General features: G+C 70.9%; 16 protein-coding genes and 2 riboswitches. Of the genes, 13 read left to right on the top strand and 3 right to left on the bottom strand.

Translation table 11 applies throughout. The features are described 5' to 3' along the window. Positions 1 to 122: 122 nt before the first annotated feature. Positions 123 to 285, top strand: a riboswitch (cyclic di-AMP (ydaO/yuaA leader). Positions 286 to 416: 131 nt separating this feature from the next. The 8 genes from ACVBEQ_RS20045 (at position 417) to ACVBEQ_RS20010 (ending at position 8,277) form a co-directional block, all read left to right on the top strand. Beyond that, a complete protein-coding gene (locus ACVBEQ_RS20045; RefSeq protein WP_473163194.1) occupies positions 417 to 1,625 on the top strand; it encodes a C40 family peptidase in 1,209 nt (402 codons plus the stop codon). 36 nt (positions 1,626 to 1,661) lie between these two features. After that, positions 1,662 to 2,786, top strand: a complete 1,125-nt coding sequence (locus ACVBEQ_RS20040) for a glycosyltransferase family 4 protein (RefSeq protein ID WP_447155072.1) — start codon at positions 1,662 to 1,664, stop codon at positions 2,784 to 2,786. A 172-nt stretch (positions 2,787 to 2,958) separates the two neighbouring features. After that, positions 2,959 to 3,129: riboswitch (cyclic di-AMP (ydaO/yuaA leader) on the top strand. 10 nt (positions 3,130 to 3,139) lie between these two features. After that, positions 3,140 to 4,396, top strand: coding sequence for an NlpC/P60 family protein (locus ACVBEQ_RS20035; RefSeq protein WP_447155071.1), 1,257 nt, complete (start codon positions 3,140 to 3,142; stop codon positions 4,394 to 4,396). Between the two features lie 21 nt (positions 4,397 to 4,417). Continuing rightward, positions 4,418 to 5,212, top strand: a complete 795-nt coding sequence (locus ACVBEQ_RS20030; protein WP_447155070.1) for a metallophosphoesterase family protein — start codon at positions 4,418 to 4,420, stop codon at positions 5,210 to 5,212. A gap of 71 nt (positions 5,213 to 5,283) precedes the next feature. Next, the gene (locus ACVBEQ_RS20025) at positions 5,284 to 5,721 is read left to right on the top strand and encodes an SRPBCC family protein (protein ID WP_447155069.1); all 438 of its coding nucleotides are present in this window, start codon (positions 5,284 to 5,286) and stop codon (positions 5,719 to 5,721) included. Next, positions 5,718 to 6,938, top strand: coding sequence for an ArsA family ATPase (locus ACVBEQ_RS20020; protein ID WP_447155068.1), 1,221 nt, complete (start codon positions 5,718 to 5,720; stop codon positions 6,936 to 6,938). The genes ACVBEQ_RS20025 and ACVBEQ_RS20020 overlap by 4 nt, the downstream gene beginning before the upstream one ends. Beyond that, positions 6,935 to 7,330: a hypothetical protein gene (locus tag ACVBEQ_RS20015; protein WP_447155067.1), complete on the top strand. Its 396-nt coding sequence runs from the start codon at positions 6,935 to 6,937 to the stop codon at positions 7,328 to 7,330. The genes ACVBEQ_RS20020 and ACVBEQ_RS20015 overlap by 4 nt, the downstream gene beginning before the upstream one ends. Then, positions 7,327 to 8,277, top strand: a complete 951-nt coding sequence (locus tag ACVBEQ_RS20010; RefSeq protein WP_447155066.1) for an ROK family protein — start codon at positions 7,327 to 7,329, stop codon at positions 8,275 to 8,277. Before ACVBEQ_RS20015 ends, ACVBEQ_RS20010 begins: the two co-directional genes overlap by 4 nt. Positions 8,278 to 8,292: 15 nt before the next feature. Here the strand turns inward: ACVBEQ_RS20010 and ACVBEQ_RS20005 are convergent, their stop codons facing one another. After that, positions 8,293 to 8,874, bottom strand: a complete 582-nt coding sequence (locus ACVBEQ_RS20005; protein ID WP_447155065.1) for a hypothetical protein — start codon at positions 8,872 to 8,874, stop codon at positions 8,293 to 8,295. After that, positions 8,871 to 9,635 (bottom strand): alpha/beta hydrolase, encoded by a 765-nt coding sequence (locus ACVBEQ_RS20000; RefSeq protein WP_447155064.1) that lies wholly within the window; start codon positions 9,633 to 9,635, stop codon positions 8,871 to 8,873. The genes ACVBEQ_RS20005 and ACVBEQ_RS20000 overlap by 4 nt, the downstream gene beginning before the upstream one ends. 123 nt (positions 9,636 to 9,758) lie before the next feature. Here ACVBEQ_RS20000 and ACVBEQ_RS19995 point away from each other — a divergent pair, with 123 nt between their 5' ends. From ACVBEQ_RS19995 to ACVBEQ_RS19985, 3 genes are read left to right on the top strand one after another with little or no spacing between them, the layout of a single operon-like run. Then, on the top strand, positions 9,759 to 10,520 hold the full coding sequence (locus ACVBEQ_RS19995; RefSeq protein ID WP_447155063.1) for a lysophospholipid acyltransferase family protein: 762 nt from the start codon (positions 9,759 to 9,761) through the stop codon (positions 10,518 to 10,520). A 6-nt stretch (positions 10,521 to 10,526) separates the two neighbouring features. Then, positions 10,527 to 11,033 (top strand): polyadenylate-specific 3'-exoribonuclease AS, encoded by a 507-nt coding sequence (locus ACVBEQ_RS19990; protein ID WP_447155062.1) that lies wholly within the window; start codon positions 10,527 to 10,529, stop codon positions 11,031 to 11,033. Positions 11,034 to 11,064: 31 nt separating this feature from the next. Next, positions 11,065 to 12,453: a class II 3-deoxy-7-phosphoheptulonate synthase gene (locus ACVBEQ_RS19985; RefSeq protein WP_447155061.1), complete on the top strand. Its 1,389-nt coding sequence runs from the start codon at positions 11,065 to 11,067 to the stop codon at positions 12,451 to 12,453. A gap of 15 nt (positions 12,454 to 12,468) precedes the next feature. On the opposite strand, the gene pknB is transcribed toward ACVBEQ_RS19985, so the two are convergent. Further along, entirely contained in the window at positions 12,469 to 14,601 is a 2,133-nt protein-coding gene (gene pknB / locus ACVBEQ_RS19980) for a Stk1 family PASTA domain-containing Ser/Thr kinase (protein WP_447155060.1), read from the bottom strand. A 45-nt stretch (positions 14,602 to 14,646) separates the two neighbouring features. Between pknB and ACVBEQ_RS19975 the strand changes: the two genes are divergently transcribed. Together ACVBEQ_RS19975 and ACVBEQ_RS19970 are read left to right on the top strand one after the other, a co-directional pair. Next, complete coding sequence (locus ACVBEQ_RS19975) at positions 14,647 to 15,852, top strand: amidohydrolase family protein (protein WP_447155059.1); 1,206 nt, start codon at positions 14,647 to 14,649, stop codon at positions 15,850 to 15,852. 5 nt (positions 15,853 to 15,857) lie between these two features. Further along, complete coding sequence (locus tag ACVBEQ_RS19970; protein ID WP_447155058.1) at positions 15,858 to 16,193, top strand: Rv2175c family DNA-binding protein; 336 nt, start codon at positions 15,858 to 15,860, stop codon at positions 16,191 to 16,193.

The following is a 16,193-nucleotide window of genomic DNA, read 5'->3' as shown; positions in this document are numbered from 1 at the left end:
ATGCCCATCCGGGAGCCGTTGAACAGGCTTTGTGCAGAACTTTCTCATGCGTACTGGACTCGAGCGTGTCCTTCTCGTAACCTGTCCGAGACCTTGGATCGTGACCACCACTCGGGTGGTCCGCGGGGTCACCGCCGAATCGACGCACTGCGCCGAACCGGGGAACCAGGTTTCGTTTGTGGGGTGAATCCCCGGCGGTGTGCTGCGCGCAGCACCTCCCGGGGTAGGGCTACTTCCTTGGCCCGAATCCGTCAGCTAACCCGGTAGGCGGCGAAAAGGAAGGTACGCCTGCCTTGGCGACCAGTGATCTCGGCTCTCGTTCTGCTGCGCTTCGACCGGCGCGGTGGCGTACGAGGGGAATTGCGCTCGGCACAGCCGCCGCATTGACTTTCAGTCTCCTGTGGAGCGGCTCCGCGATGGCCGAACCCGAGACGCCGGTGACGTCCGACGAGGCCCAGCAGGCCTATCTGGACAGTGCCCGGCGGGCCGGCGAGCTCAATGAGCAGGTGCTGGTCGCGCAGGAGGCCGAGAAGGCCGCCGTCGCCGCCGCGTCCACCGCGGGCAAGCAGGTCACCTCCGCCGCCGCAGCGGCCGAGAAGGCGAAGGAGCGCTCCGCCGCCGCCGACCGCGCCGCGGCCGCCTACCGCGAGAAGGTCGACGCATTCGCCAACGCCAGCTTCCGCGGCGCGCGGCTCAGCCAGATGTCGGCCCTGCTGACCGCTGGTTCCGCAGACGACCTGCTCGACCAGGTCAGTTCGCTCGACCGGGTCGCCGCCGACACCCAGGTCACCCTCGACGCCGCGGAAGCCGCGAAGAACGCAGCCGCGCAGGCCCAGACGGACGCCACCGCGTCGCAGGCCGCGGCCGAGAAGGCCAAGACGGACGCCGACGCGGCCCGAACCGCCGCCGCCAAGGCCACCGACGACGCCACCGCGCGCAAGTCGACCCTGGACGCCGAGGCGGCCAGGTACAAGGAGCTCTACGAGTCGCTGTCCGAGCAGGAGCGGCAGGCGGCCGAAGAGGCCGAACGCCGGGCGAACGAGGAAGCGGCAGCGGCCGCAGCGGCCGCCGCCGAAGCCGCAGCAGCGGAGCAGGCAGCTGCCGAGGCGCCCGCGCCCGTCGCCGCCGACCGGGCCGATCGCGCCCCGCTCGAAGAGGCCCCGGCCGAGGCGGCCCCGGCCGAGGAGGCTCCTGCCGAGGAGGCTCCCGCCGAAGCACCGGCGGCCGAGCCCTCCTCCGAGGCACCCGCGCCGGCACCCGCCGCACCGTCCGGCAACTCCGCGGCGTCGGCCGCTGTCGCCGCCGCACTGTCCAAGGAGGGGTCGGCCTACGTCTACGGCGCGGCCGGTCCGAGCGCGTTCGACTGCTCCGGTCTGACCTCATGGGCCTGGGCGCAGGCCGGGGTCACCATCCCGCGGACCTCCGGTGGCCAGGCAGGTCTGCCCCAGGTGTCACTGAGTGAGCTGCAGCCTGGCGATCTCGTCACCTACTACTCGCCGGTCAGCCACGTCGCGATGTACATCGGCGGGGGCCAGGTCATCCACGCCTCCACCGAGTCCCGCCCGGTCTACATCACCTCTGTCGAAGGGGCGGGCCCGAACCCGACGGGCCACCGGGTCGGCTGACCCGCGGTCCGGCCGCCCGGGGCTACTCTGCACTCCGTGCGGCGAACGTTGCTGGTGACCAACGACTTCCCGCCACGGGCGGGTGGGATCCAGTCCTACGTTCAATCTCTGGCGGAGCGGTTGCCGACCGATTCGCTGGTCGTCTACGCCCCGCACTGGTCCGGTGCCGCGGAATTCGATGCGCGGCAACCGTTTCCGATCTATCGGCATCCCGGTCCGTTGATGCTGCCGGGCGGGGACGTCCGGCGAAGGGCCGTCGAACTCGTCCGGGAACACCGGATCGGTGCGGTCTGGTACGGAGCGGCGGCACCCCTCGGTCTGCTGACGCCGGCGCTGCGCCCCGAGGGCGTCGTCCGGACGGTGGCCAGCACGCACGGACACGAGGTCGGCTGGTCGATGGTCCCGGTGGGCAGGCAGGCACTGCGCAGGATCGGCCGGGCCAATGACGTCCTGACGTTCGTCAGCCACTACGCCCGGCGGCGGATCTCCGCCGCGCTGGGGCCCTGCGCAGCGCTGGAGTACCTGCCGCCCGGGGTCCGGGTGGACACCTTCCGGCCCGATCCCGCGGCCCGGCAGGCGGTCCGCGCCCGGTACGGTTTCGGCGCCGCGCCGCTGTTGGTCTCGGTGTCCCGGCTGGTCGCCCGCAAGGGTCACGACACCCTGATCCGCGCGCTGCCCGCCATCGCGCGACAGGTGCCCGACCTCCGGCTGCTGATCGTCGGGGACGGGCCGAACGGCGGGCGGCTCCGGAGCCTGGTGCACCGGTTGGCGCTCACCGAGCGGGTCGTCTTCGCCGGCCGGGTGCCGTGGCCCGATCTGCCCGGTCATTACACGGCCGGTGACGTCTTCGTGATGCCCTGCCGGACGCGCGGATCGGGACTGGACGTGGAGGGCCTGGGACTGGTCTTCCTGGAAGCATCAGCAAGCGGTCTGCCGGTGATCGCCGGGAGCTCGGGCGGCGCGCCGGAAACGGTCCGGCAGGGCGTGACCGGCCTGGTCGTCAACGGCCGGGACGTCGTCGCGGTGGCCGACGCGACGACGGCGCTGCTGACCGACCGGGGTCGTGCGGCCGAGTGGGGCGCCAACGGTCGCGCCTGGGTGGGCAGGGAATGGAACTGGGACCGGTCGGCGAACCGGCTGGCCACCCTTTTGTCATCGTGACCGATCCACGATCGAGCGGTGAGATCAGTCACAAGCCGTAATCGTTTCGTGCTCAATGATGACGCAGCACGCTGCACCAGAACGCTCAAGGCCCATTCGGGTATTGCCTGCTACCGACGCGGGATCGTAACCTCATCGTGACCTTGGATTGCGGATCGCCACGAGGGCGCCCCCATGGTCACTGCCTAATCGATGTTGCCGCGCTCCTGCGCGGCCTCGAACCGGGGACCCAGATTGCAGTGGGGTGAATCGCCCGCCGGCGGCCTGCGCCGACCGACGGGGGTAGGGCTACTTCCTGGCCCGAATCCGTCAGCTAACCCGGTCGGCGGCGAAGGAAGAAAGGCCCACCCTCCGTGAGGACGCACCACAGCAGGTACTCCCTGCGCGCCTTCCGCACGTCCAGCGCGATTCTGCTGTCGGCCGTCGTCCTCGGCATGGGGGCCGCGCTGCCCGCCGCCGCAGAACCGGCACCCGCAGCGCCCGCCGCACCAGCACCCGCCGCACCGGCACCCGCCGCACCGAACACCGCCGAGGAGGCCAAGCAGGCCTGGCTCGACGCCGCTCGGCGTTCGGAGGCCTACAACGAGCAGGTGCTGGCCGCCGAGGCAGCCGTCACAGCCGCCAAGAAGGACGCTGCCGCGGCCGGCGCGAAGGTGAAGGCGGCTGCGGACCGTACGGCCGGCGAACAACGCAAGGTTGCCGAGGCGGACGCGGTCGTCGCCTCTTACCAACGCAAGGTCGACTCCTTCGCGAACGCCAGCTTCCAGGGCGCGCGGCTGACGGATCTGTCCGTGCTGCTCACCGCCGCGTCGCCGGAGGACTACCTCGACCAGGCGAGCTCCCTCAGCCAGGTCGCGACAGACCAGCAGAACACGCTCACCGGTGCGCTGGCCGCCCGCACCGCGGCCGACAAGGCGCGCGCCACGGCACAGTCCGCACAGGATCAGGCCGAGCGGGCGAAGAAGGCCGCCGACAAGGCAACGACAGATGCCCAGGCGGCCAGGGTCGCACTGGACACCGGCAAGGCCAAGCTCGACAAGGAGATCGCCGGCTACCAACTCGCGTACGCCCGGCTCTCGACCGCGGACATCAGTGCCGCCGTCGCCGGTGCCGAGGCGGCGAACCTCGACGCCGCCGCGCAGACCAGGCAGGCCGAGCAGGCGGCGCAGCGCGATCGCAGTGGACTCGCCGACGACGTGGCCCCCGTCGCGACCGGGCCGGAGTTCTCCGCCTGGGCGGCCAGGCACGCACCGAGCACCCAGGCCGGTATCGCGGTCGAGGCAGCCCTGAGCAGGCAGGGCCTGCCGTATGTGTGGGCGGCCGAGGGACCGGACAGCTTCGACTGCTCGAGCCTGATGATGTGGGCATGGCGCCAGGCCGGCGTGGAGATCCCGCGCAACAGCGCGGCGCAGGCGGACGCACTGCCGGAGATCCCGCTCGACCAGCTGCAGCCCGGCGATCTGGTCACCTTCTACTCACCGGTGTCGCACGTCGGCATGTACGTCGGTGACGGCAAGGTGCTGCACGCTTCGATGCCGGGCGTGCCGATCAAGGTCGTGCCGCTCGCCGCGGCCGGCCCGAACCCGACCGGCCACAAGGTCAACCGCTGAGTCCGCTTACCCTGGCGAACTGTGCGGCTCTCGTTCGTCTCTGACATCCACGGCAACATCGACGGCCTGGCCGACGTAGCGCGCCGCTCCGAGCAGCTGGTCGTGCTGGGCGACCTGCTCGATTACGTCGATTATCACGACGCGTCGGCCGGCATCCTGGGCCGGATCTTCGGTGAACGGCGGGTGAACGAGTTCATCGCGCTAAGGCTGGCCGGCGACTTCACGGCGCTGCGCGAGCTGAATCACCGCCTGTGGGCGGGCATCCCCGACCCGGTCGGCACCTTGACCGACGTTGTCGCCACCCGGTATCGGGAGGTGCTGGACGCCGTCGGCCCCGATGCGCTGCTGACCCTGGGCAATGTCGACGTGGCTGCGGTCTGGAACGAGGTCGCCGGCAACGAGCAGCCCTACCTCGACGGCGAGGTGGTCGAGATCGCCGGTCGACGGCTCGGTTTCGTCGCCGGTGGGTCGTCGCGGCCCGGCCACCCGTTCCGCCCGCCCAGTTCGGTCTGGCAGCCGTTGATCCGCTCGGCCGAGGATTTCGCCGCCGCGGTTCGTGCGGTCGGCCCGGTCGACATCCTCTGTTCGCACGTGCCGCCCGGGCTCGCCCGGCTGCGGTACGACGTCGTGCCCGGACGGCTGGAGATGTTCGGGCCGGGGTTGCGCGAGTCCATCGAGGAGCACGGCCCGACGATGGCGGTGTTCGGTCACGTCCACCAGCCGATCGCCCGGCGCACCCGTCACCGGTTCACCGAATGCGTGAATGTGGGGCACTTCCAACGCTTTCCCCAACCGTTCGAAGTCTGGCTGAGCTGAACGTTCGCGCCGGTCACCGCGCTGCCGGGAGGTGTGCAGCCGAGCGTCAACGACGTGGGTAGCCTTCCTCCATGGCCACACCCTCCTCGCAGACACTGACCATGGCTGCCGAACCCGAAGAGATCATGGATGTGATCGCGGATTTCGAGGCGTATCCGCACTGGACGGGGGCGGTCAAGGCCGTCGAGATCACCGACCCGGGGGACGGCAAGCGCGCGAATCAGGTGCGCTTCAGCCTGGACGCCGGCCTGGTGAAGGACACCTACGAGCTGGCGTACACCTGGCCCGATGATGGGATGTCGGTCTCCTGGACCCTGGTGTCGGGACAGTTCCAGAAGTCGCAGGAAGGGTCGTACGTGCTGCGCACGACCGACCAGGGCACCGAGGTCACGTACACCCTGGCGGTCGACCTGATGCTGCCGATGGTCGGGGTGCTGCGCCGCAAGGCCGAGCGGGTCATCCTGGACACCGCGCTCAAGGAGTTGCGCAAGAGGGTCGAGGGCGGATGAGGATCGCCCTGCACACCGGCAAGGGCGGCGTCGGCAAGACCACCATCTCGGCGGCCACGGCCATCGCCTGTGCCACCGGAGGCGCGCGGACGCTGCTGCTGTCGACCGACCCGGCGCACTCGATCGCGGATGTGCTGGGCGTCCCGGTGCACGCCGACCCGACCCCGGTCCCCGGGATGCCGGGGCTGTGGGCTGCCCAGGTCGACACCCGGGGCCGCTTCGAGCAGAGCTGGTCACACATCCGCAGCTACCTGGTCGGCGTGCTGGCCGCCCGCGGGATGGCCGAGGTGCAGGCCGAGGAGCTGACGGTGCTGCCGGGGGCCGAGGAGATCGTCGCCCTGCTCGAGCTGCGCCGGCTCGCCGAGTCCGGGGAGTTCGACGTCATCGTCGTCGACTGCGCGCCCACCGGTGAGACCCTCCGCCTGCTGGCGTTGCCCGAGACGATCGGTTTCTATGCACAGCGCCTGCTGGGCGCACCGCAGCGGGTGCTGCGCACCATCGCGGCGTCGTTCACCGGTTCGCCGGGTGCCGGGCCCAGCGCGACGGTCAGGGATGCGATGGGCGACCTGCTGGCAGAGCTGATGGCGGCCCGCGCGTTGCTGGCCGACCCTGCGGTGACGGGTGTGCGGCTGGTGCTCACGCCCGAGCGGGTCGTCGTCGCCGAGGCCAGGCGGTTGTTCACCGCGCTCTCGCTGCACGGCTTCCGGGTCGAGGCGGTCACCGTCAACCGGCTGCTGCCGCGTGGCGTCGGCGGTGAGTTCCTGCGCCGGCAGCGCGAGGGACAGCGGGAGACGATGACCCAGGTGCTCGAGTCGTTCGCCGGTGTGCCGATCCGCCGGGTTGCCCAGAGTCCGGTGGAACCCATTGGCGTGCAGCGTCTTTCGGAGCTGGCATCGGTCATGTTCGCCGACGTCGACCCGATGTCCGGAGGTGGGACGCCGCTCGGGATCCAGGTGAGCGGATCCGACGGGTGGTACCAGCTCTCGTTGCCGTTGCCGTTGGTGGAACGCGGCGACATCGCGCTGTCCCGGTCGGGAACCGATCTTGTCGTGACGGTCGGCGACGTCCGTCGCCGGATCGCACTGCCGTCGGTGCTGCAGCGCTGCAGCACCGAGGGGGCGAGCTTCCAGCAGGGCAGGTTGATCATCGACTTCGCGGCCGACCCCGACCTCTGGCCCGCCAGTCTTGCCGCCTCGTCCCTGGTCGGTGCCGGTTGACCGGCGACCAGCCGCCGGAGCAGCCCGCCGTCGGGCCGCTGGCCCAGGAGGCCGCCATGCTGCTCGACGTCGTCGCGGACCGGCTGTCGTCGATGAAACCGGCCGAGGGTGCGGCCCAGGAGACCACCGACGCCGCGGGTCGATGCCCGGAGTGCGGGTCGGTGCAGGGTGCTTCGTGCACGGCGTGCCCGCTGTGCCGGTTCGTCGCGGTGCTCCGCGGGGAGCGGCCGGAGGCAACGGCGCGCCTCGTCGACGGGGCCCTGCTGATAGTCCGGACGTTGCGATCGCTGATCCCCGAGCCCGACGGCGCGGCTGCCACCGACCCGCCCCGGCCCGATCCCGGCCCGCCCCCACCGCGTCGCGGGGGCCTCGAACACATCGACATCTCATGAGCGGCAAGGCTGTTCCGGCGACGATCGGGGTAGACATCGGCGGAACGTCGGTGCGCGCCGCCGTCATCGACGCCGACGGGGAGATCCACGCATCGCTGCGGGACGCCACCCCGCACACCGAGCGGGAGACCGAGGACTGCCTCGTCACGCTGATCGGGAAGCTCGCCGGCACCCATCCGGTCTCCGCGGTGGGTCTGGCGGTCGCCGGGTTCATCAGCCGCGACCGGCAGAAGGTGATGTTCGCCCCGCACCTGGCCTGGCGTGACGCCGACGTGCCGGAGCGGATCTCCTCGAGGGTGCAGCTGCCGGTGGTGATGGACCACGACGTGAACTCAGCCGCCTGGGCCGAGTACCGCCGCGGCGCGTCGGCCGGCGCGTCCATCGCGTTGCTGATCGCGCTGGGGACCGGCATCGGCGCCGGCCTGATCATCGACGGTGAGATCTACCGCGGTGCACACGGTGTCGCACCCGAACTCGGTCACCTGACGGTGGTGCCGGACGGCCGAGCCTGCCCGTGCGGGAAGCGGGGATGCTGGGAGCGGTACTGCTCCGGCACCGCGCTCGCCGAGACCGCGCGGGACCTGATGTCCACCGGCGATGCGCCTGTGCTGCGTCAGCTCAGCGGCAACGACCCTGGCGCGCTGACCGGGACGATGGTGGCCATCGCGGCCACCGAGGGGGACCCTGCCGCGTTGGCCGCGATGGACGATCTCGGGCACTGGCTGGCGGTCGGGCTGGCCCTGGTGACCGATGTCCTCGATCCCGAGATGATCGTGATCGGCGGAGGAGTCGCCAGCGCGGCGGGAATGTTCCTGCCTTTGGCGGTCTCGGAGTTCGCCGGGTCGATCACCGGCGCCGGGCACCGCCCGGTGCCCAGGGTCGAACTGGCCCGCTTCGGCGACCGGGCCGGCATCCTGGGCGCGGCATTGCTGGCCGCCGGTCACTGACCGGTCGTCTCCGGGTCACACGATCGCGCCGTCGTCCCCGTCCTCCGCGCCCCGCCGGCGCCAGATCCCGGTGAGCAGCAGCGTGGCACCGCCGAGCAGCAGCCCGGCGGCCATCACCAGCACCAGGTCGGGCCCGATCGCCAGCAGGCCGGGCTTGGCCAACAGCACGATCCCGGCGACGATCATCAGCACTGCCCCGATCGTGCGGCCCTTGGGCCGCGGCAGCGGCGGCGGCTCCGGTGGCGTGAAATGTGCTTCGTCGGCTTCTCTCTCGGCGTCCACCTCGGCCTGCCGGGCCGCGAACTCGGCGACCTCCTCGGCCCTTTCCAGCCTGCGGAGTTCGCGGCGCCTGGCCCGTTCGGCGCCGGTTTCGCCGCGTTGCGGGGGAGGGGGCGGTGCAGGTGGGTCGTCCAGTCCCGCGGCGGACCCGCCGGCGGAGGGGTGCCGTCCGGGCCCACCCTCCACCATGAGGCCCGAGATGATCTGCGCGAACGCCGCGTCGACGTCGGCGTCGGACGGGTGGCTGCGCCACGCCTGCGGCCCCGGCTGCTCGTCCTGGTTCGAGAAGTCCTCGCCTTCTCCCGGTGCGGTCGTCACGGCAGGCCCGCGGTGACCTTCTCGATGAACTCCACCGACGAGCTGAAGATCAACTCGGCGTCGTAGTCCAGCGTGGCAACGTGATAGCTGCGTTCGAGTTCGATGTCGGTGACTTCGGTGGACCGCAGGCCCTCGCGGACGATCTGCGAGTTGATCGGCTCGACGGTGTGGTCGACCCGCGAGTGCAGCAGCAGGACCGGCGCCGTCACCTTGTCGAGGTCCTGCCGGACGACGGGCCAGGCGCGCCAGAGCGAATGCATGGCTTTGACCGGCAGCCGGGTGTAGCCGGGCTCGACCGTCCCGGGCTTCGCGATGTCGCCCTTGATCGGCGGGAACGACGGCAGCACCCGGTGCAGCACCGGCAGCAGCTTGGCCTCCCAGTGCAGGGTCAGGACAGAGGGATTGACGAGCATGATGCCTGCCATCGCGTCGGGATAGAGCTCGGCAAGTCGCAGGGTCAGGGTTCCGCCCATCGACAGCCCACCGACCACGACGGAGCGGCAGCGTTCGGTCAGCTGTCGCAGTTCGGAGGTGACGGCGGCGAGCCAGTCGTCGAACGTCGTCCGGTTCGCGTCCTGCCACCTGGTGCCGTGGCCGGGGAGCACCGGCAGCGAAACGGTGTAGCCCTCCGCCACGAGGTGGTCGGCCCACGGGCGCATCGAACCGGGAGCACCGGTGAATCCGTGGATGAGCAGGACGCCGACGTCGTTGCCGTCGTAGCGAAAGGCCGTTCGCCCACGGTCGGGGGGAAGGTCGGTCATCTACGCTCCCGAGCTGTCACGTGCATGGAGTCCATGGTCGCACGCGTGGCGGTGGGGGCGCCGGGTTGCGCAGCGGCGTACGGTTGTCGCAATCGTGACCGGCGAGCTAAGGGGCCTTCCCGCGTGCTCTACAAACTGATGAAGTACGTCCTGCTCGGGCCGCTTCTCCGACTCTTCTTCCCCTGCAAGGTCATCGGCGCGGAGTACATCCCGGAGCACGGCGCGGCCATCCTGGCCGGCAACCATGTGTCCGTTGCGGACTCCTTCTTCACCCCGCTGCACATCAAACGCCGGGTCACCTACCTCGCGAAGGCGGAGTACTTCACCGAGAAGGGCATCAAGGGGGCGTTCAAGAAGGCGTTCTTCAGCGGCATGGGTCAGGTCCCGGTCGACCGCAGCGGTGCCTCGGCGGCGCGCGCGGCGCTGGACACCGGCGTCCGGCTGCTGAAGGAGGGGCACATCCTCGGTATCTACCCCGAGGGCACCCGCTCGCCCGACGGCCGGCTGTACAAGGGCAAGACCGGCGTGGCCCGGATGGCTCTCGAGGCCGGTGTCCCGGTCATCCCACTGGTGATGATCGGTACCGACAAGGTCAACCCGATCGGATCGAAGATGTGGCGGCCGCGGCGCATCGCGATGATCGTCGGCCGGCCGCTGGACTTCTCCCGCTACGAGGGCATGGCGGGCGACAGGTTCGTCGAGCGGTCGATGACCGACGAGATCATGTACCGCCTGATGGAACTCGGCGGCCAGGAATACGTCGACGTGTACGCCGCCAAGGTCAAGGCCGATGCTGCCGCCGTCGAGGCGGGACAGCCGCCGGTGACCGCGGAGGGGCGCGGCCCCGGCACCGTCACCCGGCTGCCCGGCACCAAGGCCGGCTGACCGGAGTTGGTCGCCCGGTACTTTTACGACTGCGAGTTCCTCGAAGACGGTCGGACGATCGAGCTGGTCTCGATCGGTGTGATCGCCGAGGACGGCCGCGAGTTCTACGCCGTCTCGACGGAGTTCGACCCTGGGAAGGCGAACCAGTGGGTCCGCCGGCACGTCCTGGACAAGCTGCCGTCGCCCGCCGACAAGGCATGGCGGTCGCGCTCGTCGATCCGTGACGAGCTCTACGCCTTCCTGTCCGCGCCGGGGGAGCCCATCGAACTGTGGGCCTGGTTCGCCGCCTACGACCACGTCGTGCTGGCCCAGCTGTGGGGTGCGATGCCCGACCTGCCGCGGGACGTCCCCCGGCTGACCCGGGAGATCCGTCAGCACTGGGAGGCCGCCGGTTCGCCGCCCATTCCGGGTCCCGGCGCCGACCGGCACGACGCGCTCGCGGATGCCCGGTTGGCCTACGCGAGGTGGCGGGTGGCGCAGGACGCGCTGGAGGCGCGGAAGTACCCGGCCTGAGCCGCTCGTTTTTCGGCCTAGGCTGGTCCCCGTGAACTGGACGATCGACATCCCGGCCGACATCCTGCCGAGCCTTCCGCCGCTGCCGCAGGAGCTGCGCGACCGCCTCGATGACGCGCTGGCACGGCCGGCCGCGCAGCAGCCGGAGTGGCCGGATCCCGAGCAGGTGCTCGCCGTGCGGGCGGTGCTGGAGGCCGTGCCGCCGGTGACGGTGCCCGCCGAGGTGGACAACCTGGCGAATCAGCTGGCCGCCGTCGCCCGCGGTGAGGCCTTCCTGCTGCAGGGCGGCGACTGCGCGGAGACCTACGTCGACAACACCGAGCCGCACATCAGGGGCAACATCCGCACCCTGCTGCAGATGGCGGTGGTGCTCACCTACGGCGCCTCGATGCCGGTCGTCAAGGTCGCCCGGATCGCCGGCCAGTACGCCAAACCGCGTTCGTCGGGCACCGACTCGCTGGGCCTGCCGTCCTACCGCGGCGACATCATCAACTCGCTGGCGACTACCCCGGAGGCGCGCGTCGCCGACCCGTCCCGGATGGTGCGGGCGTACGCGAACTCCTCGGCCGCGATGAACCTGGTCAGGGCGGTGACCAGCACCGGGATGGGCGACCTGGCGCGGGTGCACGAGTGGAACCAGGAGTTCGTGCTGACCTCCAGGGCGGGGGAGCGGTACGAGCGGGTGGCGGGCGAGATCGACCGGGCGATGCGGTTCATGTCGGCCTGCGGCGTCGACAGTCACTCCCTGCACCAGGTGGACATCTTCGCGTCCCACGAGGCGCTGCTGCTGGACTACGAGCGCGCCATGCTGCGGCTGGACACCCGGCACGACGAGCCGCGGCTGTACGACCTGTCGGGGCACTTCCTGTGGGTCGGTGAGCGCACCCGCCAGTTGGAGGGTGCGCACATCGCGTTCGCGCAACTCCTGTCGAACCCGATCGGGCTGAAGATCGGTCCGGGTACCACCCCCGAACAGGCCGTCGAGTATGTCGAGCTGCTCGACCCGCGCAACCAGCCGGGCCGGCTGACGTTGATCTCCCGGATGGGCAACGGCGCCGTCCGGGACGTGCTGCCGCCGATCATCGAGAAGGTGCAGGCGTCGGGACACCAGGTCATCTGGCAGTGCGATCCGATGCACGGCAACACCCACGAGGCCTCGACCGGTTACAAGACAAGGCATTTCGACCGCATCGTCGATGAGGTGCAGGGATTCTTCGAGGTGCACCGCGAACTGGGCACGCACCCCGGCGGCATCCACGTCGAGCTGACCGGTGAGGACGTCACCGAGTGCCTGGGCGGCGCACAGGAGATCTCCGATGCCGATCTCGCCGGACGTTACGAGACCGCCTGCGACCCGCGGCTGAACACCCAGCAGTCGCTGGAACTGGCCTTCCTGGTGGCGGAGATGCTCCGCGGCTGACGTCGACCGAAAGCGCTACGGGAACGCCGAAACGCTGACCGTGCCACCGGGCTCCACCCGGCCGCCCGCGCCAGGGCTCTGATCCCAAACGGTCGCGTCCTCGGCCCCGAACAGCGCGCTGACACTGAGCGAAAGCCCCAGCGCCGCAGCCTGTTGTTCCGCCTGAGCCACCGTGCCGCCGGTCAACTCGGGAACGGCGACGGCATTGGAGGGCACCAGGAAGATGGCCGCGCCGTTCGGGTCGACCCTGGTCCCCGGACCCGGGTCGGTCCGCAGGATGTCGCCGGCGTCGATCTCCCGGTCGAAGGCCGGATTGCCGACGGTGACGGTGAAACCGGCCTTTTCCAGTGCCGCGACGGCATCCTCGGTGGCGGTCCCGCGCACGTCGGGCACGGTCAGCGCGTCGGCGACCTTGAGCGACACCGTGCTGCCCCTGGGCACCGTCGTACCGGCACCGGGCGTCGAGCCCAGCACCGCGCCGGGTTCGGCGACCGGGTCGAAGGTGCGCTGCCGCGGTCCGAGCGCGAAACCCGCGACCTTGAGCTTGTTCTCGGCGTCCTCGGCGGATTTGCCGGTGACGTCGGGGACCTTCAACGGGGCCGGTCCGGCCGAGAGCACCAGCGTGACGCGGCCGCCGACCGGCAGGGCGGTCCCGGCCTTGGGATCGGTGCGGACGACCGCGCCGGCCGGAACCGTGTCGTCGAATGACTTGTCGGCGCCGACGACAGCGGTCAGTTCGGCCGCCTTCACCGCCGCCGCCGCGGCCGCCGGGTCGATGCCGGCGGCGATCGCCGGCACCTCGGGCCGCCCGCTGGACACCAGCAGGTCGACCTCGGACCCGCGCAGCTGCCGCGACCCGGCGTCCGGCTCCGAACTGGCGACCACCCCGGCGGGCACCGTGTTCTGGTGACCGGTGCTGACCCTGGGCACCAGCCCGGCGTCCCGGATGAGTGCCTCGGCCTGTATCCGGGTCAGGCCGACCGCGGCGGGCGTCGCCGCCCACCGGCCGCCGAGCCACCAGCCAGCGGCGGCCGCGCTGATTCCCAGCAACAGGATCACCAGGATGGCGATCAACCATCGCCGGCGGCGCAGGGACTTCGCCGCCACCGGTCTGCGGGTCACGGCGGTGGGGGCGGGTGCCGGTCCCTGCGTGGGGCTCGGTGCCGGCGCCGGTGCCGGTGCCGGTGCCGGGTGGAAGGGGGCCGGCGCGGTCGGCGGCGGCCCGGCGAACACCCGGGTACCGCTGACCCCGGCCAGCACCGCGGGACGGTGCGGAACGGGCACCGGCACCCTGCGCAGGCCGAGTTGGGACCTGACACCGACCAGTGCCGCGAGGAAGGCGGACGCGTCGCGCGGGCGGGCCGCTGGATTGCGCCTGGTTGCCGCGACGATCAGTTCGTCCAGCGCCTGCGGCGTCCCGATGGCCCGGTCGGCGGGCGGCGGCACGTCGGAATGGACGTGCTGGTAGGCCACCGACATCGGCGTGTCGCCGGCGAAAGGAGTTGTGCCGGTGAGCATCTCGTACGCCATCACGCCGGTCGCGTAGACGTCGGATCGCGGGTCGGCGGCGCCGGTGGCGACCTGCTCGGGGGAGAGGTAGGCGACGGTCCCGAGGATGACGTCACCGGTCGCCATGGTCTGTGACGTCACCGCCCTGACCAGTCCGAAGTCGGCGATCTTCACCTCGCCGCGGGAGGAGATCAGCACGTTCTCCGGCTTGACGTCCCGGTGCACCAGCCCGGCGGCGTGCGCCGCACCCAGCGCGGCCAGCAGTGGCTCGAGCACGGACAGCGTCACGGGAACCGACAGCGACCCGTGCTCGCGCAACAGGTCGCGCAGCGTTCCGCCGTCGACCAGTTCCATCACCAGGAACACCAGGTCGCCGTCCCGGCCCTGGTCGTAGACCGCCACCACGCCGCTGTGTCCCAGGGAGGCCGCGAGCCGCGCCTCGCGCTCGAACCGGGTGAGGAATGCCTGGTCGGTGACGTATTGCGGGCTCATCACCTTGATCGCGACCGGGCGGTCCAGCCTGGTGTCGACGCCGCGGTAGACCATCGACATCCCGCCCCGGGCGATCAGCGCCCCGACCCGGTACCGGCCGTCGAGCACCGTGCCGCTCGTCAGGCCGAAGTAGGGGTCCACAACCACCGATTCTAGGTTGACGGAGCCATCGGTCCGGAGTACTCCGGACCGATGTTGGCGATCAGAACGTCACGATTGTTCGACGGTGAGGACTTCGCCGCCGATGACGCCACGGTTGTCGTCGACGACGGCCGGATCGTCGGCGTCGAGGACGGCTTGCCGAACCTGCCCGAGGGCATCGACATCCGGGAGGTCCGGGACGGCACCGTTCTCCCGGGCCTGATCGATACCCACGCGCACCTCGTCGCCGACAGCACGTTCAGCGCGCTCGACAAGGTCGCCGGGTTCACCGCGGAGGAGATCGACGCGGTGATCACCGAATCGCTGCGTCGCCAGTTGGCCGCCGGGGTCACCACCGTGCGCGACCTGGGGGACCGCGACTACAGCGTCGTCGACCGCCGGGACCGCGGCGATTCTGATCTCGAGCCCACCATCCTCGGCTCGGGCCCGCCGCTGACCAGTCCCGGTGGGCACTGCCACTACATGGGCGGCGAGGTGGCGGACCGGGCGTCGCTGGCCCGGATGATCGACGAGCGGGTCGAGCGCCGGGTCGACATCGTCAAGGTGATGGCGAGCGGCGGGATGACGACCCCCGGCACCGATGTGCTGCACACCCAGTTCAGCACCGAGGACTTCCGCTTCCTGGTCGATCGCAGCCACGCCGCCGGGTTGCCGGTCACCGCGCACGCGCACGGACTCCCGGCCGTGCTGCAGGCAATCGAGGTCGGCGTCGACGGCATCGAGCACTGCAGCTGCCTGACCGGGACCGGCGTGGACATCGGCGACGACGCGCTGGACACGATGGTCCGCAGCGGGATCGTCGTCGGCGGGGCGTTCGGCTCGCCGCCGGCCGACGCCATCGACAGGGCGCCGCAGGCCATCCGGGACATGATCAAGCGGATGGGCACCACCCCGGAGGGCTTCCGGGCGATCCGGTTGGCGATGGTGGCACGGATGCGCGACGCGGGGGTCACCTTCGTGACCGGGGCCGACTCCGGGATCAACCCGTTCATGGCTCACGGCAACCTCCGCCGCTCGGCGGAATTCTTCGTGGACGCGGGCGCCACAGCGGCCGAGGCGCTCGCCGCATCGACCTCGATCGCGGCCCGCGCCTGCGGGGTGGGTGACCGGAAAGGCCTGCTGCGCAAGGACTATGACGCCGACATCCTGATCGTGGATGGAGACCTGCGGGCCGGCATCGGTGCACTGGCCGATGTCCGCGCGGTTCTCATAGGTGGCCGGGAGATGGCACGCTGACACCCGTGTCGACATCACCAACGTATGTGCCGGTTCCGCAGATCGCCGATCAACTCGGGATGCTGGTCACCAAGGTCCACCAGCTGATCAGGGAGCGCCAGTTGCTCGCCGTCCGGGTACAGGGAGTGCTGCGCGTTCCGGCGGAGTTCATCCAGGACGGCCTGGTCGTCAAGGGGCTACCGGCGACGATCACCCTGCTGACCGACGGCGGCTTCAATGACGAGGAGATCGTCAACTGGCTGTACACCGCGGAGGACTCGCTGCCGGGGGCCCCGATCGACGCGCTGCGGGAGAACCGCGGCCGGGAGGTGCACCGCAGGGCGCAGGTCGCCGGGTTCTGA

It is taken from the genome of Nakamurella sp. GG22, assembly GCF_052976845.2.
This window is presented reverse-complemented; position numbering and strand designations above follow the sequence as displayed.

Bases quoted from the DNA above. Each gene is read 5' to 3' on its own strand.
- ACVBEQ_RS20045 (WP_473163194.1), top strand. From the start codon at position 417: ATGGCCGAACCCGAGACGCCGGTGACGTCCGACGAGGCCCAGCAGGCC.
- ACVBEQ_RS20025 (WP_447155069.1), top strand. From the start codon at position 5,284: ATGGCCACACCCTCCTCGCAGACACTGACCATGGCTGCCGAACCCGAA.
- ACVBEQ_RS20020 (WP_447155068.1), top strand. From the start codon at position 5,718: ATGAGGATCGCCCTGCACACCGGCAAGGGCGGCGTCGGCAAGACCACC.
- ACVBEQ_RS20010 (WP_447155066.1), top strand. From the start codon at position 7,327: ATGAGCGGCAAGGCTGTTCCGGCGACGATCGGGGTAGACATCGGCGGA.
- ACVBEQ_RS20000 (WP_447155064.1), bottom strand. From the start codon at position 9,635: ATGACCGACCTTCCCCCCGACCGTGGGCGAACGGCCTTTCGCTACGAC.
- ACVBEQ_RS19975 (WP_447155059.1), top strand. From the start codon at position 14,647: ATGTTGGCGATCAGAACGTCACGATTGTTCGACGGTGAGGACTTCGCC.